Annotated in this window: 18 protein-coding genes and 2 tRNA genes; 13 read left to right on the forward strand and 7 right to left on the reverse strand. The window is 71.0% G+C overall.

Annotation, left to right across the window (positions count from 1 at the left end; genetic code table 11):
- Positions 1 to 107 precede the first annotated feature (107 nt).
- Positions 108 to 260, forward strand: coding sequence for a hypothetical protein (locus tag RPQ07_RS30480; protein WP_313947428.1), 153 nt, complete (start codon positions 108 to 110; stop codon positions 258 to 260).
- Positions 261 to 316: 56 nt separating this feature from the next.
- On the opposite strand, the gene RPQ07_RS30485 is transcribed toward RPQ07_RS30480, so the two are convergent.
- Positions 317 to 874, reverse strand: coding sequence for a CGNR zinc finger domain-containing protein (locus tag RPQ07_RS30485; protein WP_313947429.1), 558 nt, complete (start codon positions 872 to 874; stop codon positions 317 to 319).
- Positions 875 to 1,065: 191 nt separating this feature from the next.
- On the reverse strand, positions 1,066 to 1,479 hold the full coding sequence (locus tag RPQ07_RS30490; protein WP_003959770.1) for an SsgA family sporulation/cell division regulator: 414 nt from the start codon (positions 1,477 to 1,479) through the stop codon (positions 1,066 to 1,068).
- A gap of 190 nt (positions 1,480 to 1,669) precedes the next feature.
- On the opposite strand from RPQ07_RS30490, the gene RPQ07_RS30495 reads away from it, so the two are divergent.
- Positions 1,670 to 2,131 (forward strand): TIGR02611 family protein, encoded by a 462-nt coding sequence (locus RPQ07_RS30495; RefSeq protein ID WP_313947430.1) that lies wholly within the window; start codon positions 1,670 to 1,672, stop codon positions 2,129 to 2,131.
- A gap of 78 nt (positions 2,132 to 2,209) precedes the next feature.
- Positions 2,210 to 2,281: transfer RNA gene (locus tag RPQ07_RS30500), tRNA-Val, on the forward strand.
- 57 nt (positions 2,282 to 2,338) lie between these two features.
- Here RPQ07_RS30500 and RPQ07_RS30505 read toward each other — a convergent pair.
- Positions 2,339 to 5,005 carry an SCO7613 C-terminal domain-containing membrane protein gene (locus RPQ07_RS30505; protein WP_313947431.1) on the reverse strand — a complete coding sequence of 889 codons (2,667 nt, stop codon included), beginning with the start codon at positions 5,003 to 5,005 and terminating at the stop codon, positions 2,339 to 2,341.
- A 101-nt stretch (positions 5,006 to 5,106) separates the two neighbouring features.
- On the opposite strand from RPQ07_RS30505, the gene RPQ07_RS30510 reads away from it, so the two are divergent.
- Together RPQ07_RS30510 and RPQ07_RS30515 are read left to right on the forward strand one after the other, a co-directional pair.
- Positions 5,107 to 5,553 (forward strand): SRPBCC family protein, encoded by a 447-nt coding sequence (locus tag RPQ07_RS30510; protein ID WP_313947432.1) that lies wholly within the window; start codon positions 5,107 to 5,109, stop codon positions 5,551 to 5,553.
- A 50-nt stretch (positions 5,554 to 5,603) separates the two neighbouring features.
- Positions 5,604 to 5,675: transfer RNA gene (locus RPQ07_RS30515), tRNA-Val, on the forward strand.
- A gap of 73 nt (positions 5,676 to 5,748) precedes the next feature.
- Here the strand turns inward: RPQ07_RS30515 and RPQ07_RS30520 are convergent.
- Complete coding sequence (locus tag RPQ07_RS30520) at positions 5,749 to 6,474, reverse strand: 3'-5' exonuclease (protein ID WP_313947433.1); 726 nt, start codon at positions 6,472 to 6,474, stop codon at positions 5,749 to 5,751.
- 172 nt (positions 6,475 to 6,646) lie between these two features.
- Here RPQ07_RS30520 and RPQ07_RS30525 point away from each other — a divergent pair, with 172 nt between their 5' ends.
- From RPQ07_RS30525 to thrS, 3 genes are all read left to right on the forward strand, one after another.
- Positions 6,647 to 7,243: a DUF4365 domain-containing protein gene (locus RPQ07_RS30525; RefSeq protein ID WP_313947434.1), complete on the forward strand. Its 597-nt coding sequence runs from the start codon at positions 6,647 to 6,649 to the stop codon at positions 7,241 to 7,243.
- A complete protein-coding gene (locus tag RPQ07_RS30530) occupies positions 7,243 to 8,463 on the forward strand; it encodes a hypothetical protein (protein WP_313947435.1) in 1,221 nt (406 codons plus the stop codon). Before RPQ07_RS30525 ends, RPQ07_RS30530 begins: the two co-directional genes overlap by 1 nt.
- A 127-nt stretch (positions 8,464 to 8,590) precedes the next feature.
- Complete coding sequence (thrS, locus tag RPQ07_RS30535) at positions 8,591 to 10,567, forward strand: threonine--tRNA ligase (protein WP_313947436.1); 1,977 nt, start codon at positions 8,591 to 8,593, stop codon at positions 10,565 to 10,567.
- Between the two features lie 8 nt (positions 10,568 to 10,575).
- On the opposite strand, the gene RPQ07_RS30540 is transcribed toward thrS, so the two are convergent.
- Positions 10,576 to 11,277: a potassium channel family protein gene (locus tag RPQ07_RS30540; protein ID WP_313947437.1), complete on the reverse strand. Its 702-nt coding sequence runs from the start codon at positions 11,275 to 11,277 to the stop codon at positions 10,576 to 10,578.
- 66 nt (positions 11,278 to 11,343) lie between these two features.
- Here RPQ07_RS30540 and RPQ07_RS30545 point away from each other — a divergent pair, with 66 nt between their 5' ends.
- The gene (locus RPQ07_RS30545; RefSeq protein ID WP_313947438.1) at positions 11,344 to 11,901 is read left to right on the forward strand and encodes an HIT domain-containing protein; all 558 of its coding nucleotides are present in this window, start codon (positions 11,344 to 11,346) and stop codon (positions 11,899 to 11,901) included.
- 88 nt (positions 11,902 to 11,989) lie between these two features.
- Here the strand turns inward: RPQ07_RS30545 and RPQ07_RS30550 are convergent, their stop codons facing one another.
- Together RPQ07_RS30550 and RPQ07_RS30555 are read right to left on the reverse strand one after the other, a co-directional pair.
- Positions 11,990 to 13,645, reverse strand: coding sequence for a hypothetical protein (locus RPQ07_RS30550; RefSeq protein WP_313947439.1), 1,656 nt, complete (start codon positions 13,643 to 13,645; stop codon positions 11,990 to 11,992).
- 165 nt (positions 13,646 to 13,810) lie between these two features.
- Positions 13,811 to 16,018: an elongation factor G-like protein EF-G2 gene (locus RPQ07_RS30555; protein WP_313947440.1), complete on the reverse strand. Its 2,208-nt coding sequence runs from the start codon at positions 16,016 to 16,018 to the stop codon at positions 13,811 to 13,813.
- A 213-nt stretch (positions 16,019 to 16,231) separates the two neighbouring features.
- On the opposite strand from RPQ07_RS30555, the gene pgsA reads away from it, so the two are divergent.
- From pgsA to RPQ07_RS30575, 4 genes are all read left to right on the forward strand, one after another.
- On the forward strand, positions 16,232 to 16,948 hold the full coding sequence (gene pgsA / locus RPQ07_RS30560; RefSeq protein WP_313947441.1) for a phosphatidylinositol phosphate synthase: 717 nt from the start codon (positions 16,232 to 16,234) through the stop codon (positions 16,946 to 16,948).
- The gene (locus RPQ07_RS30565; RefSeq protein WP_313947442.1) at positions 16,948 to 17,850 is read left to right on the forward strand and encodes a phosphatidylinositol mannoside acyltransferase; all 903 of its coding nucleotides are present in this window, start codon (positions 16,948 to 16,950) and stop codon (positions 17,848 to 17,850) included. Before pgsA ends, RPQ07_RS30565 begins: the two co-directional genes overlap by 1 nt.
- Entirely contained in the window at positions 17,847 to 19,052 is a 1,206-nt protein-coding gene (locus tag RPQ07_RS30570) for a glycosyltransferase family 4 protein (RefSeq protein WP_313947443.1), read from the forward strand. The genes RPQ07_RS30565 and RPQ07_RS30570 overlap by 4 nt, the downstream gene beginning before the upstream one ends.
- Positions 19,053 to 19,156: 104 nt before the next feature.
- The gene (locus tag RPQ07_RS30575) at positions 19,157 to 19,702 is read left to right on the forward strand and encodes a hypothetical protein (protein WP_313947444.1); all 546 of its coding nucleotides are present in this window, start codon (positions 19,157 to 19,159) and stop codon (positions 19,700 to 19,702) included.
- Positions 19,703 to 19,793: the final 91 nt, after the last annotated feature.

The following is a 19,793-nucleotide window of genomic DNA, read 5'->3' on the forward strand; positions in this document are numbered from 1 at the left end:
CAACAGGGGATCGGGTCCCCCGGGACCACGGGAACGGATGAACTCCCAAAGTCGCGGGGCGTGTTGCTCGATCACGGCGGCCCGTACTGCGTCATCATCACCCCGAGATGGTCGATACCTCCCGGGGCGAGGCCCCCGCACCGCCGCAAGAGCCGCGAGGCTGTCTCTTCGCGCTCTCCCAGCCGCCCCTGATGATCTTTCTGACGGTGATCGGCATCCTGCTGCTCATGGCAGCCGTGCACGATCTGTTCCTCCTGTGAGCGGCCACGGGTGAGAACCATTCCCGCGCCGGGGGTTCCGGGCCGGCGCGCCGGGCTCAGCCCGCGGCTTCCTTGCGGCGGGCGCGGTACGCGGCCACATGCAGACGGTTCCCGCAGGTGCGGCTGTCGCAGTAGCGGCGGGAGCGGTTGCGCGAGAGGTCGACGAAGGCGCGCCCGCAGTCCGGGGCCTCGCAGCGCCGCAGCCGCTCCTGCTCGCCCGCGACCACGATGAAGGCCAGTGCCATCCCGCAGTCGGCGGCGAGGTGGTCGGCGATCGAGGCGCCGGGCGCGAAGTAGTGCACGTGCCAGTCGTAGCCGTCGTGGTCGGTCAGCTGCGGGGTGGTGCCCGCGGCCGCGACGAGTTCGTTGACCATCTCGGCCGCGCTGCGGGCGTCGGTCGCCGCGAAGATCTCCGCGAACCGGCCGCGGACGTCCTGCACGGCCTTGAGGTCCCGGTGGCCGAGCTCACCCACGCCGCTGATGTCGTGACCGCGTGCGAAGTCGTACAGCGCGGCGACGTTCGCGAGCCCGTCCCCCTGCTCGGTCTCCGGTGCGGTGTTCACCAGATCGACGACGGTGTCGAGGGCGATCCTGGTGTCGTGGGGAATCAGCACGATTCGCTCCCTGGCCTGCTGCGGGCGGGTCCCCGCCGAATTGCGCTGACTCTAGCGGTTCGCGCCGGGAGCGCATCGGCGCCGTCACCGCGCTGGAATGCGCGGTGACGGCGCCGATGTCCGCCGTATGAGGTTGTCCGCGCGGCGCCGTCTCCCCGAGTAGGACGGCGCCGTGCAGCTCTCTGCCTGGCTCAGCTTTCGGCCAGGATGTGCGAGAGCTCCGTGTCGAGATCGAAGTGACGATGCTCGGTGCCGGGTGGCACGGCTGCGTCGGTCCGCTTCAGGAACGACTCCAGGGCCCGCGCCGGGGCCTCGAGCAGGGCTTCGCCCTCCGGGGAGCTCAGCGCGATGCAGACGACGCCCTGGCCATGACTGCGTGACGGCCAGACTCTGACGTCGCCCGTGCCGGTGGGCCGGTGCAGCCCCTCGGCGAGAAGGTCGCGGGCAAAGACCCACTCGACCGTCTCTTCGGCTCCGGTGTGGAAGGTGGCGTGCACGGCATAAGGATCGGCCGTGTCATACCGCAGGCCCGCGGGTACAGGCAGTGAAGACTCGCTCGATACAACGAGGCGCAGGTGCAGCTCGCAGCTGACCGTGGTGTTCATAAGCGCCAGGGCCTTTCGCTCAGTGTGCGCTCGGGGATTCGCACGTCGGCGAAATCGACATGCCACCTACGGTGCCGTTGTAAACCCCTCTGACCGTTTTGTGATCCTTCATGTCGCTCGTACGGCGGTGTATTACTTTGGGTCATACGGCCATTCCGGTGACGTCACCCGATCCGGTACGTTTGTGTCCATGAATGCGGAGAGTGACGAGCGGGGGAAGGCCACGGCGGTGGCCTCCAACCCCGTGACGGGGGACGTAACGGCGCCGGAAGGGGCCGAGCCGGAGCTCGGGTCCCGTGCGCCCCATTTCATCAAGCGGTCGAAGCCGTTGCACCTGAGCTGGCAGGTCGGTGTCTTCGTGGTCGGCCTCGCGGTCGTCGGCGCCGGCATCGTGATGCTGCCGCTGCCGGGGCCCGGCTGGCTGGTGATCTTCGGCGGCATGGCGATCTGGGCGACCGAGTTCGTCTGGGCCCAGCTGGTGCTGCGCTGGACCAAGCGCAAGGTCACCGAGGCGGCACAGAGGGCGCTCGATCCCAAGGTCCGCCGGCGGAACATCATCCTGACCACGATCGGTCTGGTGATCATCGCGGTGCTGGTCGGGATCTACGTCTGGAAGTTCGGCTTCGAGATGCCGTGGAAGATCAAGGAGTGATGCGGAAAGGGGCGCGCACCCTCCGCCGGCGCGCGGCCGGGGGGACCCCCGCCATGGGGTAATGTTTGCGATGCGCCCGGGCGATTAGCTCAGTGGGAGAGCGCTTCGTTCACACCGAAGAGGTCACTGGTTCGAACCCAGTATCGCCCACCCGGACCGAAGGCCCCGAAGACCCAACAGGTCTTCGGGGCCTTCGGCGTTACCGCCTCAGTGCATGCGGCCCAGGGACTCCCGCAGCCTGCGCGCGTCACGCAGCCGCTGCTCGTACGTGGCACCCACGGCGAGGAGCAGAAGGCCCGCCAGCGCGGGCGGCAGCCAGCGCGGCAGCGCACCGACGACCTGGACGACGTACGGCGCCAGCTCGTGCAGCGCGTCCAGGGCGAGGACCGTCCCGCCGAGCACCAGCAGCGCCTGGAGACGCAGCCGCGCGCCGACGAGCGTGATCGCGAGCGCCACGACGCCCAGCAGCAGCGGCCGCAGCCAGTGCTGGTCGCCCCAGGCGGCGATCAGGCTCGGCAGCAGCGTCGCGGCGAGCCCGGGGCCGTACGCCGGCCATGAGGAGGCCGCCGGGTCGCGGCGCCGGCGCAGTACGCCGATGGCGAGCGCGGGGATCGTCACGGGCAGCGTGTACGCCTCCGGGGTGGAGACGTCCGACGCGGCCAGACGCACCCAGGTCGCCAGGACGAACAGCACGGTCGCGGTGGCGCCGGCCGCGATGCGGCGCTCGGGCCGCAGAGCTGTGCCGGCGGTGATGACACCGCAGAGCGCGAGGACCAGGGCGAGGGCCGGCCGGTCGCCGGCGGCGAGGGCGATCGCGAGGAGGCCCGCTGCCGCTCCGGTGCACTCCAGCGGCAGGGTGACCGGGTGCGTACCGAGCCGGTGGGCGAGCAGTGCGACGGCGGCGGGCACCAGCAGCATCAGCAACGCCGCCTGATGGGGCGGGAGTTCGGCCGCTCCGGCGAGCGCGCCCAGCAGGGCGGTCGTGAACACGGCCGCCGCGCAGGCCAGTACGGACCTGATCGCGGTGCCGGTCCGGGCGGCGACCGCGGCCACCGTGAGCGCGGCGACGAGCGTGCCGAGCACGGTGAAGGTCGCCGGCCGGGTCGCGAGGGCCAGTACCGTGACGCCGGCCGCACCGGCGAGGCCGCAGGCGAGGGCGATGGCGGCGGAGGTGGGGGAGCGCCGGGCGGCGAGCGCGAGCATGCCGAGCGTGAGGGCGAGATGGAGGGCCACGGTGAGGCCGTACCCGAGCCCGAAGGCGGGCGGGACGACGACCAGGGCGGCCCAGCCGAGTGCGAGGGCACCGCCGCGGGCCAGATCACGGGGGGACGGCCGGGCCGCGGTGGGATCAACGGTGCCGGGCCTCCAGGCGCCCCACGGGCCGGCGCCGGGTGCGTCCTGACCGCTCGCCGCCGTGCCGGGCCGGTCCGTGCCGGTGGCCGTGTCGTCGGCTCCGGACGGCTCCTCGGCGGGTGCGGCGCCCGCCGCCGGACCGGCGGCGGAAGGACCGGGCGCCGGGTGAGGGCGGGCCGCGGAGAGCGGTGCGTCCGGGGCGTGGTCGTGCGCGGTCGCCGCAGCCGGTCCGGCCGACGGCGCGGCGAGTTCCGGGCGACGTGAGAAGAGCACCAGCACGCCCGTGACCACGAGCAGGACGACCGGCGCGGACGTCAGACCCTCCGCGGGCAGGTCCGCGCCGAGGGAGGTCCGGGCGTCCGACGGAGCGCCCGACCAGATGTCCGGCAGCACCGACAACGGGCCCGCCAGGGTGACCAGCAGCAGCGGCAGCGCGGCGAGGACGGCGAGGCCCTGGACAGCGGCCGACGCGTAGACCGGTCCCGGCACCAGACGCCGCGGCAGAGGCGAGCGGACGACGCCCAACAGGGCCACCGCGCACAGCAGATAGGTGAGGATGCCCCACCCCTCCGCCTCCGCCGCCACAGCGGCCCGTACGACACCGCCCACACCGGCGATCAGCGCGAGGCCGGCCACCACCGACGCGGCGACCGTGGCCGCGGGCACGCGCCACGCCGTGAACATCGCGACACCGGCCGCGACCGTGAGCAGCGCGGCCGGCGGGAGGGCCGCGACCGGTCCGGAGGCCGTCACCGACTGTCCCAGGCCGAGCAGCAGCGCCCCGCCGCCCGTCACCGCGGCACCCACCAGCGCGATCCCGCGGATGGTGTCCCGCTTCAGCCACACCGCGGCCGCCACATCGAGCGCGGCCGTCGCCAGCAGCGCCCACTCCATCGGCGGTGCACCCGCCGATCCGGTCAGCGACCAGAGCCACAGGGGGAGTTGGGCCGTCACCGCGGCGACCGGCAGGGGGGTCCGGAGCCGGGGCAGCACGAAGGAGTACGCCGTCCAGGCGGCGGCGAGAACGGCCGCCGCCGCGGCCGAGTAACCGAGCCCGCTCGTCTCCGGCAGGGCGACCGCGTGCAGGGCGTAGGCGTCCAGCACCATCAGCACCATCCCGAGCGCGGCCACTGCCTCCGCGGTCGAGGTGAGTGTGCGGCGCACCAGCAGGGCCGGGGCGGCGAGCGCGGCGACGGTGACGGCGCCGAGCACGGCCGACCGTCCGCCGATGCCCATGTCGCCCCAGCTGACGAGCGTGAAGGCGATCGCCGCGATGGTCAGCAGAATGCCGCCCAAGGTGAGCAGCAGATTCTGCACGTTGGGCGGTGACGTCTCGGCGGGTGGTGCGGCGAATGGCCGTCCGCCATGGGCCCATGCGGCCTGGGGCGGTGCGGCGACGGGCCGGATCAGGGTGAGCAGCCAGGCGCGGCGGGCCAGCAACTGGGCCCGCCGGGCGTCCAGTCGGGCCAGCTCGCGGTCGAGTATCGCCAGTTCCTCGGCGGGTGGCGGAACGTTGTCCATGTTCGGAGTGTGGCCCCGGCCACAGTGGCGGACATGCGCGCGCGTACTCAGATCGCGTATGAGTACCGCCCGGGCCCGCCTACCGGGCGCAGACTTGGGCCATGAACTGGTCTCACTACCGTTTTCGGAGCGTCTGGGATCTCGGGGCCGCGCCCGCGGCCGTGTACGCGGCGCTCGAACGGGCCGAGGAGTACCCGCGCTGGTGGCCGCAGGTCCGCGAGGTGATCCCGCTCGACGAGGTGAGCGGTACCGCGCGCTTCCGCTCGTTCCTGCCGTACGACCTGTTCGTCACCGCCCGCGCCCTCCGGAGCGATCCGGCGGGGCTGGTCCTGGAGATCGGCCTGGAGGGCGACCTGGAGGGCTGGGCGCGCTGGACGCTCGCCCACCGCGGGGAGGGCACCCACGTCGTCTACGAGCAGGAGGTGGAGGTACGGAAGCCGCTGATGAGGCGGCTGGCGCCGCTGTGCCGTCCGGTCTTCCGCGCCAACCACGCGGCGATGATGCGCGGTGGCCGCCGCGGACTGGCGGCGTACCTGCGGACCGGCTGAATGAGATTTGAAGGCAGGCGGCCGGGGCCTGTATGGTTCAGTCCGTTCCCGGGCGATTAGCTCAGTGGGAGAGCGCTTCGTTCACACCGAAGAGGTCACTGGTTCGAACCCAGTATCGCCCACCGGGAAAGGCCGGTCCGTCACCGACGGACCGGCTTCTCTGTTGTACGGGGCCGTGCCCCGCGGGCGTACGCGTCAGGCGGCGGCGGGCAGTTCGGGCCGCAGCGGCCAGGCCGGGTCCACCAGCTCCGGGGTACCGCTGCGGGCGAACCACGCCTGAAGCCCCCGCGCCTGCGCCGCGTGCCACACCGCCTGGAGCGTGTGCAGCTCGGCCGCGGACAGCCGTTCCGTCCGGGTGGCGAAGCGGCGGCCCACCGCACGGGTCACCTCCATCGCCGCCAGGGCGTCGGCGGCCGCGTCGTGAGCCTCGTCGAGCACCACCTCGTACTGCGCGCACAGATCGGTCAGGGTGCGCTTGCCCTTGCGGTAGCGGTCCAGGTGTTTGTCCAGAACCCGCGGGTCGAGCACACACAGCGGCTTGTTCTCCAGATAGCGGGCGAGCGACGAGGCGCGGTGCCGTCGCAGCTCACGGTCCAGCATGGTCAGGTCGAACGGCGCGTTCATCACCACCAGCGGCCGGGACGCGGCGCACTGCTCGGCGAGGGTGCGGGCTATCTCCTCCATCACCGGTGCCGGCCAGCGGCCGTTGCGCTGCAGATGGTCGTCGGTCAGACCGTGGATCTCGGTCGCCCCGGGCGGTACGGGAACGCCGGGGTTGACCAGCCAGCGGGTGACACGCGGCCGCCCGCCCGCCATGTCCTGCACGACGACCGCCGCGGACACGATGCGGTCCTCCTCTACGTCGACTCCGGTTGTTTCGGTGTCAAATGCGGCCAGCGGGCCGTCGAACCAGTGCGTCATCCCCGAACTCCTCGCACACGTCTGGCAGATGGAGAAAACCCCTGCCCGAATCCGTGATACCCGGGCCGTTTGCGCTGTACGCCGGGCGGTGACAACACAGATGACAGACAAAGAAATTGACGCTCTGTCGTCTGGACTTCGATTCAGTACCGCCCGGAAGGCACGAAGAGCAATGGCTCTCCCGCAGCCGGAATTTGGGGGTACCTCCCGTGCCGAAAGTGTCGGGGGAGGGCTGCTGTCCCCACGGACGGCACCACTGCGCGGCTCACTCGCCACCACCGCCTGCATGGAGACCCTCCAGGTGGGCTATCTCCACGCGGTCGCGGCCGCGGCCGGATGCTCGCTCTCCCAGCCCTTTCCGGACAACGGCATCGACTGGCACGTCAGTCACAGCTCGGCCGGTCACACCGTCGACGACGAGGTGACGATAAAGGTGCAGCTGAAATGCACCTATCAGATCCCTCCGCATCCACCGGGTCCCGCTTTCTCCTTCACGCTCGACAACGACCATCTGGTGAAACTGGCCCGCACCCCGGTGTCCGTGCACAAGATCCTCGTCGTGATGCTCGTTCCGCGGACCCAGGACGAATGGCTGCGCGCCAGTCATGACCGGCTCGATCTGCGTCACTGCTGCTACTGGACCAACCTGGCCGGCCACCCGGTGACGGGCAGGCGCAGGACCACAGTGCGGATCCCGACCTCACGGATCTTCGACGACCGTGCGCTCTGCGAGATCATGACGCGGGTCGGGGCGGGAGGGAGACCCTGATGCACCGGCCCTTCGACGAATCTGTACGGCCGCATCCGGGCGCGGAGGTGCCAGGACCCTGGTACGGAGGCGAACCGGATCCCGCCCAGGTCGACCCCGTCGTCCTGGGCGCGCTGCTCGACCGGCACGGCTGGCGGCGACGCGGGGGAGCGGCGGGCCGCTACGCCCGCTGGACACCGCCCGGTCCGTCCGTGGGCGGCACCAGCCTGCTCGTCCCCGAGAGCAGGTCCTTTCCCGACTGCGAGGACCTGTTGTCCGAGGCGCTGATCGCGCTCGCGCGCAGTGCCGCCCCCTCGGCCCGCGAGGTGCTGGTCGGGCTCACCGTGCCGAGCGACGAGGTCCGCTGGTGGCGCGATGTGCCGCAGGGACCCTCGGGTACCGCTGCCTGGACCGTGCAGGAGCAGATGCGCGCGGCCGCCCGGCAGATGCTGCTGGCAGGCGCTCTCGCGGCCCGCGGCCGGGCCGGCTACTACGGCGCGCGCCACCGGCGGCAGGCTCACGCCTCGCTCGAAGGCGTGCTGGTCGGGCCCGCTCCGGGCGGGCGCAGCCTCACCGCCTTCGTGCCCGTGGCCGGTGGCCGTGCCGTCGTGGTCCGCCTCCATCACGCCCTCCAGGCGGCCCGCGAGGCCACCGACTACCAGCGGGCCACCGGCGGTATGGAGGCCTTCGACCAGGCGGTCGAGCTCGGTGTCAGCCGCGAGTTGACCGAGGCCGTCATCGCGCTCGTCCGCGGCTCGGAGGGGGCGCGGATCGAGCTGGCCTGGTCGCCCGCGGCCGGGGTGCCCGACGGGTGCGCTCCCGTCAGCGAGCCGGTGGAGTTCTCGCCCGGGGACCTGCCGGCCCTGCGGGAGGCGGGGGCCCGCTATCTCCAGGACGAGCCGTCGGTGCCGGTGCGGATCACGGGCACGGTGATCCGGATGCGCCGCTCGGGGCCGCGGGGGCCGGGGACCGTACGGCTGCGGGTGCTGGCAGGGGCGGAGGTTCCGCACATCCGGGTGGCGCTGGAGGAGGACGCGTACCGCACCGCCGGTCATGCCCATCTCGTCGGACTGCCCATCCGGGTCGTCGGCCGGCTGGAGAGCCGGGGCGGTTTCCGCCGGCTCACCGACGCCACGAATGTGACGCCCGTCCAGGTCGACGATGCCGAGCGGGACCGGCTGATGAAGTCGCTCCACGAGAATCTGGACTTCTTCGAGGACGCCTGCGGCGCGGGTGAATGACGGGCGGGGCCCGAGAGCAGGGGGCCGCGGCGACGGGGGAACCGTTTCGCGGACGGCCCCCTCGGCTCGGTACGATTCAGGCGCGCGCAGTGTCCACTGCCGCAGCCCCCTCAGTCAGGAGAGACCGGTGTCGGACGTCCGTGTGATCATCCAACGCGATTCCGAGCGGGAAGAGCGCGTGGTGACGACGGGCACTACGGCTGCCGAGCTCTTCACCGGTGAGCGCACCGTCGTCGCTGCGCGGGTCGCCGGTGAGCTGAAGGACCTCGCGTACGAGGTCAGGGACGGCGAGGAGGTCGAGCCCGTCGAGATCTCCTCCGAGGACGGGCTCAACATTCTGCGGCACTCCACCGCGCACGTCATGGCGCAGGCCGTGCAGGAGCTGTTCCCCGAGGCGAAGCTGGGCATCGGCCCGCCGGTCAGGGACGGTTTCTACTACGACTTCGACGTCGAGAGGCCCTTCACACCCGAGGACCTCAAGGCCGTCGAGAAGAAGATGCAGGAGATCCAGAAGCGCGGTCAGCGCTTCTCGCGGCGTGTGGTGAGCGACGAGGCGGCCCGCGAGGAGCTGGCCGGTGAGCCGTACAAGCTGGAGCTCATCGGGCTCAAGGGCTCCGCCTCCTCCGACGACGGGGCGGACGTCGAGGTCGGCGCCGGCGAGCTGACCATCTATGACAACCTCGACGCCAAGACGGGCGAGCTGTGCTGGAAGGACCTCTGCCGCGGTCCGCACCTGCCCACCACCCGCAACATCCCGGCGTTCAAGCTGATGCGCAATGCCGCCGCGTACTGGCGCGGCAGCGAGAAGAACCCGATGCTCCAGCGCATCTACGGCACCGCCTGGCCCTCCAAGGAGGAGCTGAAGGCGCACCTGGAGTTCCTCGCCGAGGCCGAGAAGCGCGACCACCGCAAGCTGGGCAGCGAGCTGGACCTGTTCTCCATCCCGGAGCAGATCGGTTCGGGCCTCGCGGTCTTCCACCCCAAGGGCGGTGTCATCCGCAGGGTCATGGAGGACTACTCGCGCCGCCGGCACGAGGAGGAGGGGTACGAGTTCGTCTACACCCCGCACGCCACCAAGGGGAAGCTGTTCGAGACCTCGGGCCACCTGGACTGGTACGCCGACGGCATGTACCCGCCCATGCAGCTCGACGAGGGCGTGGACTACTACCTCAAGCCCATGAACTGCCCCATGCACAACCTGATCTTCGACGCACGCGGCCGGTCCTACCGTGAACTGCCGCTGCGCCTCTTCGAGTTCGGCACCGTGTACCGCTACGAGAAGTCGGGCGTCGTGCACGGCCTCACCCGGGCCCGCGGCTTCACCCAGGACGACGCGCACATCTACTGCACCAGGGAGCAGATGGCGGACGAGCTCGACTCGACGCTGACCTTCGTGCTGAACCTGCTGCGCGACTACGGCCTGACCGACTTCTACCTCGAACTCTCCACCAAGGACCCGGAGAAGTTCGTCGGCTCCGACGAGGCATGGGAGGAGGCCACCGAGACGCTGCGCAAGGTGGCCGAGAAGCAGGGCCTCCCGCTGGTCCCGGACCCGGGCGGCGCCGCCTTCTACGGTCCGAAGATCTCGGTCCAGACGAAGGACGCCATCGGCCGGACCTGGCAGATGTCGACCATCCAGCTCGACTTCAACCTGCCGGAGCGCTTCGACCTGGAGTACACCGGGCCCGACGGGACCAAGCAGCGTCCGGTCATGATCCACCGCGCGCTGTTCGGCAGCATCGAGCGCTTCTTCGCGGTGCTGCTGGAGCACTACGCGGGTGCGTTCCCGGCGTGGCTCGCCCCGGTCCAGGCGGTCGGCATCCCGGTCGGCGACGCCCACGTCCCGTACCTCCAGGAGTTCGCCGCGGAGGCGAAGAAGAAGGGCCTGCGGGTCGAGGTGGACGCGTCCTCGGACCGGATGCAGAAGAAGATCAGGAACCAGCAGAAGCAGAAGGTCCCGTTCATGATCATCGTCGGTGACGACGACATGAACGCGAACACGGTCTCGTTCCGCTACCGCGACGGTTCGCAGGAGAACGGCATCCCGCGCGAGGAGGCCCTCGCGAAGCTGGTGCAGGTCGTCGAGGACCGCGTCCAGGTCTGACCGAAGGTCTACGGCCGCAGGCCGTCCGAAGCCCCCGGGGTGCCCCCCGGGGGCTTCTTCTCTTCGAGCTTCTGCTCTTCGTCCTGTGCGAACGTCTGCAGCAGCCAGGACGAGAACGACCCCGTCACCGCTCCCAGCAGCGCGACACCGCCCACCATCATCCCCACCGCCACCACACGTCCCCGCGTAGTCACCGGGGTCATGTCGCCGTAGCCGACCGTCGTCACGGTCGAGGCGGTCCACCAGATCGCGTCCCCGAAGGTCTTGATCGTCGCGCCCGGCGCGTTGCGCTCGTCGTGGTAGACGCTGAGTGCGCCCGCGAAGCCCAGCAGCAGCGTCGACAGCCCCGCGTACGCGATCACCCGGGCCTGCAGAGGCAGCCGGGCGTGGGCGTGGCGGCGCTGCACCGCCTCGTAGATCTTGACGATCCGCAGGGGCCGCAGCAGCGGCAGCACCACGACGATCGCGTCCATGACGTGCCGGCGGACGAACGCGAGGCCCTCACCGCTCAGCACCCAGCGCACCGCGTAGTCCACGACGAACAGCGTCCACGAGGCATAGGTGACCGCCTCACAGAGGGCGTACCAGCCGGCCGGGAGGTTCTCCGCGAGGACCCGGACCGTGAAGGAGGCGAGGAAGAGCGCCGAGGCGGCGAGCATCGGGATCTCGATACGCCGCTGCCAGCGCTCCACCGGGCTTTCGTCGGTCATGGCCCCAGCATCGCGGGGTGTGCCGTGGGCCGCCCCCGGCGACACGCCCCGTACAGGCGAAGTCATATGCTGCACAGCATGACCAGTGAGCCGGAGCAGCAGATCGGAGTGGGGACGCCGGACGCGTTCCAGCGTCTGTGGACGCCCCACCGGATGGCGTACATCCAGGGCGAGAACAAGCCGACCGGCCCCGGCGCCGAGGACGGCTGTCCCTTCTGCGCCATTCCCGCGAAATCCGACGAGGACGGGCTTGTCATCGCCCGCGGCTCGCACGTCTACGCGGTGCTCAACCTCTACCCGTACAACGGCGGGCACCTGATGGTGGTGCCGTTCCGCCATGTCGCGGACTACACGGAGCTGGACGACGCCGAGACCGCCGAACTGGCGGCCTTCACCAAGCGGGCCATGACCGCGCTGCGCAACGCCTCGGGCGCGCACGGCTTCAACATCGGCATGAACCAGGGCTCCGTCGCCGGTGCCGGGATCGCCGCGCATCTGCACCAGCACGTCGTGCCGCGGTGGGGCGGGGACACCAACTTCATGCCGGTCGTCGGACACACCAAGGTCCTGCCGCAGTTGCTCGCCGACACCCGCACGATGCTGGCGGAGGCCTGGCCCGCCTGAGGGCTGCACGACAGCCGGCCGGGCCCTGCGCGAAGGGCCCGGCGTTCTGCTGTCCGCCGGTGTGCCGGGGCGGTGTGTCGTACGGGTGCTACGCGTCGTAGAGATCGGCCTTGCGCGGCGTCGGGTCCTGGACGAAGCTGCTGACCACCATGGAGCGGTTCCCGAAGCGGTCCGTGTCCACGCCGTTCTCCTCCAGCACCTTGATCGCCGCCGCGTGCGCCACCCGCAGCACGGGGGTGGCGGCACGCATCGCGTCGTCCGCCATGAACCGGTGCCGCCAGGGCTGGTCCGCCCAGGCGTGCCGCAGTCCGAACGGCTCGGGGAGCACCAGCTTGCCGCCGAGGAAGTCGAGCAGGGGCGGGTACCAGGTGAAGGGCGCCCGCACCGCGAGGCGCACCACCTCGCGGGGCTCCACCAGCGGAAGCTGGCGGTCGACGGTCTCCCAGAAGCGGACCGTCTTGCTCACCGTCACGGTCTTGGGCGCGGGCTTGGTCGTGAACAGCGGGTGCACCGGACCGAGAGCGTGACCGGTGACCTCGATGCGCAGGGTCTCGTGGAGCACGGTGACCGTGATCATCATGGTGATCACCAACTGGCCGTCCCAGAGCGTGAACTGCACGCCCAGGTAGTGCCGGTTGCCACCGCCGAACTGCTGGTGGTTGCAGATGCGCTGTATCTCGTGGCCCTTGACCTGGAAGGCTTCCACGTCCTGGCCCTCGGGCCGCGCCACTTCCTTGGCGTTCTCGCCGACGGGGGAGACGATCCAGTGCTTGACCGACGGCTTGGGGAAGCCGCCCGAGTTCAGCGGTCCGCGCTCCAGCATCTTCATCTTGTCGTGTATCGCGCGGACGACGTCCCAGCTGCGGAACTGGTTGATGTCCTTGCCCGGCTCCTTGGAGACCAGTTCCTCGGCCATCTGCCAGCTGCCCCACCGCGTGCCCATGCCGAGTATGCCCTTGGGGCCCGCGTAGAAGACCGAGTTGGACTGCTGCTCGGCGGTGAGCTTCTCCAGGCCCTGTCGCAGCTGCTCGCGCGCGGTCTCGTTCGGGTGTCCGGGGACGGCTTCGGGAACCTTGGCACCGATGCCGCCGCCAGCGAGGAGCGAGTCCCAGCGGGCGCGCATGTCCTTGGCCGTCGCTTCGCAGACCCGCTTGGCGAGCATCCATCCCACGATGGGGGCGACGAGCATGAGGCGCAGATACAGCGCCCAGAAGCCGCCGAAGGGCAGCTTGAACAGGAAGAGCGCGATCAGACCGCCGACGGCGACGAGCAGCAGGGTGCCGAGTGCCCCCGCGCTCCTGTTCTGGGCGCCCGCGAGGGTCCGGCGGAGCTGGAACACGGCCATCCACAGCAGCAGTCCGGGCAGGAAGACCAGCCCGAACAGCACCATGATGCCGGTCAGTTTGGAATCCCGCTCCTTGCGTATGCCGGTCGCCGCGAGGCAGTGCTCGACGACGGACTGCGGCTCGGTCCCGAAGGACTGGATCAGTGCCTTGCGGGCACCCCCCAGCGTCCGTGTCTGCACGGCGCGCGAGAACGCCTCGCCCAGATTCGGCTCGAAGAGCGAGAACTTGCCCGGCTTCACGACGGACGTGTGCCATTCGTTGTTCGCCTTGAGGATCTCGGCCACCGGCCCGTCGCGGTACGCCGCCGAGGCGAGGGCATGCGTCGCCGCGGTCTGCCCGGCGGCGCCCGTGAGCGGCACCTGTGCCCCTGGACTGAAGTCGAAACCGTCGCTCGCCACTGCCGCCCCCTCGCCGCGCTGCATCCGCACTGCGGCCTGTTCCCAACTACCGTGCCTCGCACACCTGCTGAGCTGCGCAGCTCAGCGTATCGGGGGCGCACGGCATTCGTCACAGGACGGCCCGATGCCGTCCGCCGCACGGCCGCCGGCGGACGGCACCCTCGCCTATGAGCCGTTCCCGCCCTGGCCACGCATCTTGTCGGCGACCTGCTGGGGCATCGGTTCATGCCGGGCGTACGCGCGGGAGAACTGGCCCGTGCCGTGGGAGATCGAGCGCAGATCGACGGCGTACCGCCCGATCTCGATCTCGGGTACCTCGGCCCGGACCAACGTGCGTGATCCGCTGGTCTGTTCGGTACCGACGACCCGCCCGCGCCGTCCCGACAGATCGCTCATCACCGGGCCGACGTACTCGTCCGACACCAGCACCTGCACCTCGGCCACCGGCTCCAGCAGATGGATGCGGACGTCCGACGAGGCCTCGCGCAGCGCGAGCGCGCCGGCCGTCTGGAACGCGGCGTCGGAGGAGTCGACCGAGTGCGCCTTGCCGTCCCGCAGTGTGATCCGTACGTCGACGAGCGGGTATCCGGCGGCGACGCCGCGCGCCGCCTGGGCGCGCACTCCCTTCTCCACGGACGGGATGAACTGCCGCGGGACAGCGCCGCCCACCACCTTGTCGACGAACTCGATGCCGGAACCGGCCGGCAGGGGCTCCACGTCGATCTCGCAGATCGCGTACTGGCCGTGTCCGCCGGACTGCTTCACATGCCGCCCGCGCCCGGTCGACTTCCCGCCGAACGTCTCGCGCAGCGACACCTGGTACGGCACGACGTCGACCTGGACGCCGTAGCGGCTGCGCAGCCGTTCCAGGGCCACGTCCGCGTGCGCCTCGCCCAGACACCACAGCACGACCTGGTGTGTGGCCTGGTTCTGTTCCAGCCGCATCGTCGGGTCCTCGGCCACCAGCCGCGAGAGGCCCTGGGAGAGCTTGTCCTCGTCCGCCTTGCTGTGCGCCTGGATGGCCAGCGGCAGCAGCGGGTCGGGCATCGTCCACGGCTCCATCAGCAGCGGATCGTCCTTGGACGAGAGCGTGTCGCCGGTCTCCGCGCGGGAGAGCTTCGCGACGCAGGCGAGGTCTCCGGCGAAGACATGACCGAGCGGGCGCTGCTGCTTGCCGAAGGGCACGGAGAGCGCGCCGACGCGTTCGTCGACGTCGTGGTCCTCGTGTCCGCGGTCGGCGAGTCCGTGCCCCGACACATGCACTGTCTCGTCGGGCCGCAGGGTGCCGGAGAAGACCCGGACGAGCGAGAGCCGGCCGACATACGGGTCGGACGCCGTCTTGACGACCTCGGCCACCAGCGGGCCGTCGGGGTCGCAGCTGATCTGCGGACCGGGTGCGCCCGAGGGCGTGGTGACGACCGGGGACTGCGGCTCCAGCGGGGTGGGGAAGCCGCCGGTGATCAGTTCGAGGAGCTCGACCGTGCCGAGACCCTGCTTGGCCCCGTCGGCCGCCGGGGCCGCGGCGAGGACCGGGTGGAAGATGCCGCGTGCGACGGCCTTCTCCAGATCGGTGATGAGGGTCTTGATGTCGATGTCCGCGCCCGTGAGGTAGCGGTCCATCAGGGTCTCGTCCTCGCTCTCGGCGATGATCCCCTCGATGAGCCGGTTGCGGGCCTCCTGAAGCAGCGGCGCCTGATCCGGGTCCGGTGGCGTCTCTTTGCGCTCGCCGGAGGAGTAGTCGAAGATCTTCTGGGACAGCAGCCCGACCAGACCGGTGACGGGTGCGTGGCCGTCCGGGTGCTGGGGCCCGTACTGCGGCAGGTACAGCGGCAGTACGGCGTCGGGGTCGTCGCCGCCGAAGATCTCTCCGCAGACCCGGGTCAGCTCCTCGAAGCCGGTCCGCGCCGTCTCCAGGTGGGTGACGACGATGGCGCGCGGCATGCCCACCGCGGCGCACTCCTCCCAGACCATGCGGGTCGCGCCCGCGATCGCCTCGGGTTCCTGGGCTGCCGAGACAACGAAAAGGGCCGCGTCCGCGGCTCGCAGACCGGCCCTGAGCTCCCCGACGAAGTCGGCGTATCCGGGAGTGTCCAGGAGATTGATCTTGTACCCGCCCCACTCGACGGGGACCAGTGACAGCTGTACGGAGCGTTGCTGCCGGTGTTCGATCTCGTCGTAGTCGGAGACGGTCCCGCCGTCCTCCACCCTTCCTGCCCGGTTGACCGCTCCCGCGGTGAGCGCGAGAGCCTCGATCAACGTCGTCTTTCCCGATCCGCTGTGGCCGACCAGCACCACGTTCCGTACGGATGAGGGCCGGTCGGCCGTCGCCGCCCTGCCGGCGGCTCCGGTGTGTCCACTCGCCTTGTCGCCCATGATTCTTGCCTCCCGATCGATTGCACGGTGAGGAGAGAGGGGCCGCGGGCGTACGAAGCCGTGACTGTGGCCTCCGGACGGCATCCAGGGGCAGCTCCGGCGGTGCCCGCAGTCGTCTTTCGAGCTTTCCACTCAGGTCACAATGCGTCCATACGTCGTACGCCGCCGTGCGGGGTGGGTGCGCGGCGGTGGAGCGCTTCGGTCCTGGCTACGATGGGCCAGCCGGTGGCCAATGGGGCCGCCCGGCCACCGACCCTCGGGAAGGCCATGCTGAACAAGTACGCGCGTGCATTCTTCACGCGTGTCCTCACACCGTTCGCCGCATTTCTGCTCCGTCGAGGGGTGAGTCCCGACGCGGTGACGCTCGTCGGCACGGCCGGAGTGATGGCGGGTGCGCTGGTCTTCTTCCCGCGCGGAGAGTTCTTCTGGGGCACGATCGTCATCACGATGTTCGTGTTCTCGGACCTCGTCGACGGCAACATGGCCCGCCAGGCCGGCGTGTCCAGCCGCTGGGGAGCCTTTCTGGACTCCACCCTCGACCGGGTCGCCGACAGCGCCATCTTCGGCGGCTTCGCGCTCTGGTACGCGGGCAGCGGCAACGACAACGTGCTCTGCGCCGTGGCGATCTTCTGTCTGGCGAGCGGCCAGGTCGTGTCGTACACCAAGGCACGTGGAGAATCGATCGGCCTGCCGGTCGCCGTGAACGGTCTGATCGAACGCGCCGAGCGGCTGGTGATCTCCCTGGTCGCGGCGGGACTCGCGGGTCTCCACGCCTTCGGCGTGCCCGGCATCGACATCCTGCTGCCGATCGCGCTGTGGATCGTGGCGGTCGGCAGCCTGGTGACCCTGGGGCAGCGGGTGGTCACGGTGCGCCGGGAGTCCGCGGAGGCCGACGCCGCGGCGCACGGAAGCGAGGCTGAGGCGACGTGATGCGGGACCGGCTGACCGACGGGCTCTACGGACTGGGCTGGAGCACCGTCAAGAAGCTGCCCGAGCCGGCGGCCGCCGCGCTCGGCAGGAACATCGCCGACATCGCCTGGAAGCGCCGCGGCAAGAGCGTGCTGCGGCTGGAGTCCAACCTGGCCCGCGTCGTCCCCGACGCGGATCCGGCGCGCCTCGCCGAGCTGTCGAAGGCCGGCATGCGCTCCTACATGCGGTACTGGATGGAGTCCTTCCGTCTGCCCACCTGGAGCGCCGACCGCGTCCGGGAAAGCGTCGAGATCCACGACATCGACCGTCTGATGGACGGCATCGCCTCGGGCCGCGGGGTGATCCTCGCCCTGCCGCACCTGGCGAACTGGGACCTCGCCGGGGTCTATCTCACCCGGGCGCGGGGCGTTCCCTTCACCACGGTCGCCGAGCGGCTGAAGCCGGAGACGCTGTACGACCGTTTCGTGGCCTACCGCGAGAGCCTCGGTATGGAGGTCCTGCCGCACGCCGGCGGCTCCGCGTTCGGCACCCTGGCCCGTCGGCTGCGGGCCGGAGGGGTGGTGTGCCTGGTGGCCGACCGCGACCTGTCGGCCAACGGCGTCGAAGTGAAGTACTTCGGCGAGACGGCCCGGATGCCCGCGGGACCGGCGATGCTCGCCCAGCAGACCGGGGCCCTGCTCCTCCCGGCCACGCTCTGGTTCGGCGACGCGCCGATGATGTACGGCCGCGTCCACCCGGCCATCGACGTACCCGAGACAGGTACCCGGGCCGAGAAGACGTCCTCCATGACACAGGCACTGGCCGACGCCTACGCCACCGGCATCGCCGACCACCCGGAGGACTGGCACATGCTGCAGCGGCTGTGGCTCGCCGATCTCGAGCCCCAGGAGGAGCGGACGTGAGGATCGGCATCGTCTGCCCGTACTCCTGGGACGTACCGGGCGGCGTCCAATTCCACATCAGGGACCTGGCCGAACACCTGATCCGGCTCGGCCACGAGGTGTCGGTGCTGGCGCCGGCGGACGACGAGACACCGCTCCCGCCGTACGTGGTCTCCGCGGGCCGGGCGGTGCCCGTCCCGTACAACGGCTCGGTGGCCCGGCTGAACTTCGGCTTCCTGTCGGCGGCGCGGGTGCGGCGCTGGCTGCACGACGGCACCTTCGACGTCATCCACATCCACGAGCCCGCGTCGCCGTCGCTGGGCCTGCTCAGCTGCTGGGCGGCGCAGGGGCCGATCGTGGCGACGTTCCACACCTCGAACCCGCGTTCGCGGGCGATGATCGCCGCGTATCCGATCCTCCAGCCCGCGCTGGAGAAGATCAACGCCCGGATCGCGGTCAGTGAGTACGCCCGCAGGACGCTCGTCGAGCACCTCGGCGGCGACGCCGTCGTCATCCCCAACGGCGTGGACGTCGGCTTCTTCGAGGGCGCCGAGCCCAAGGCCGAATGGCAGTCGGACAGCGCGCGCGACCCGGACGGCGGTGACGGAGGGCGGCGCGGCGGCACGATCGGCTTCATAGGGCGTATCGACGAGCCCCGCAAGGGTCTGCCGGTGCTGATGAAGGCGCTGCCGAAGATCCTCGCCGAGTGCCCGGACACCCGGCTCCTGGTGGCGGGCCGGGGCGACGAGGACGAGGCCGTCGCGTCCCTGCCGAAGGAGATGCGCGACCGCGTCGAGTTCCTCGGCATGGTCAGCGACGAGGACAAGGCGCGGCTGCTGCGCAGCGTCGACCTCTACATCGCGCCCAACACCGGCGGCGAGAGCTTCGGGATCATCCTCGTCGAAGCCATGTCGGCGGGCGCGCCGGTGCTCGCCAGCGACCTGGACGCCTTCGCCCAGGTGCTGGACCAGGGATCGGCGGGCGAGCTGTTCGCCAACGAGGACGCGGACGCGCTGGCGAGTGCCGCGGTCCGGCTGCTCGGCGACCCCGAGCGGCGGGCCGAGCTGCGGGAGCGGGGCAGCAAGCACGTACGCCGCTTCGACTGGTCGACGGTCGGCGCGGACATCCTCTCGGTCTACGAGACGGTGACGGACGGCGCCGCCTCGGTGGCGGCGGACGAACGGCCCGGCTTCCGCGCCCGTTTCGGCCTCGCGCGGGACTGAGCCCGCCTCCGAAGGGCTCCGCCGCCACGCTCCGGTGACGGCGGGCGCCCGGGCGCGGAACGCGCCGCGGGAGCCCTCGGACCGGGGCGGTAGCCTTGCCGCCCGTGACCGTAACCCTTATCTGGATCGTCGTCGGCCTCGTCCTGATCGGCCTGTATCTGAGCTGGACCGCCGGACGGCTGGACCGGCTGCACGCCCGTATCGACGCCGCCCGCGCCGCCCTCGACGCCCAGCTCGTACGCCGCGCTTCGGTCACCCAGGAACTGGCGACCTCCGGAGTGCTCGACCCGGCCGCGTCGATCGTCCTCTACGAGGCGGCGCACGCCGCCCGCCAGGCCGAGGAGGAGCAGCGCGAGGTCGCCGAGAGCGAGCTGAGCGCCGCACTGCGGGCCGTCTTCTCCGAGACGGTGCAGATCGAGGCGGTGCGTGAGGTGCCGGGCGGCGAGGACGCCACGCTGGAGCTGGCGCAGGCCGTGCGGCGGGTCCCGATGGCACGGCGGTTCCACAACGACGCGGTGCGTGCCGCACGCGCCCTGCGCCGTCACCGTACGGTCCGCTGGTTCCGGCTGGCCGGTCATGCGCCGTTCCCGCTGGCCTTCGAGATGGACGACGAGGCTCCGGTCGCGCTGGCGGACCGGCCGGGTACCTGACGTCCCGGGCGGGACGCGGTGTCCGGTGTACCCGTGGCGCGGTTACCAGCCGGGCCGGGTACCTCACGTATCCAGGCGCGAAGGGGTCCTC

Origin of the sequence: Streptomyces sp. AM8-1-1, from assembly GCF_032229325.1 — a bacterium.
Taxonomy (GTDB): Bacteria; Actinomycetota; Actinomycetes; order Streptomycetales; family Streptomycetaceae; genus Streptomyces; species Streptomyces achmelvichensis.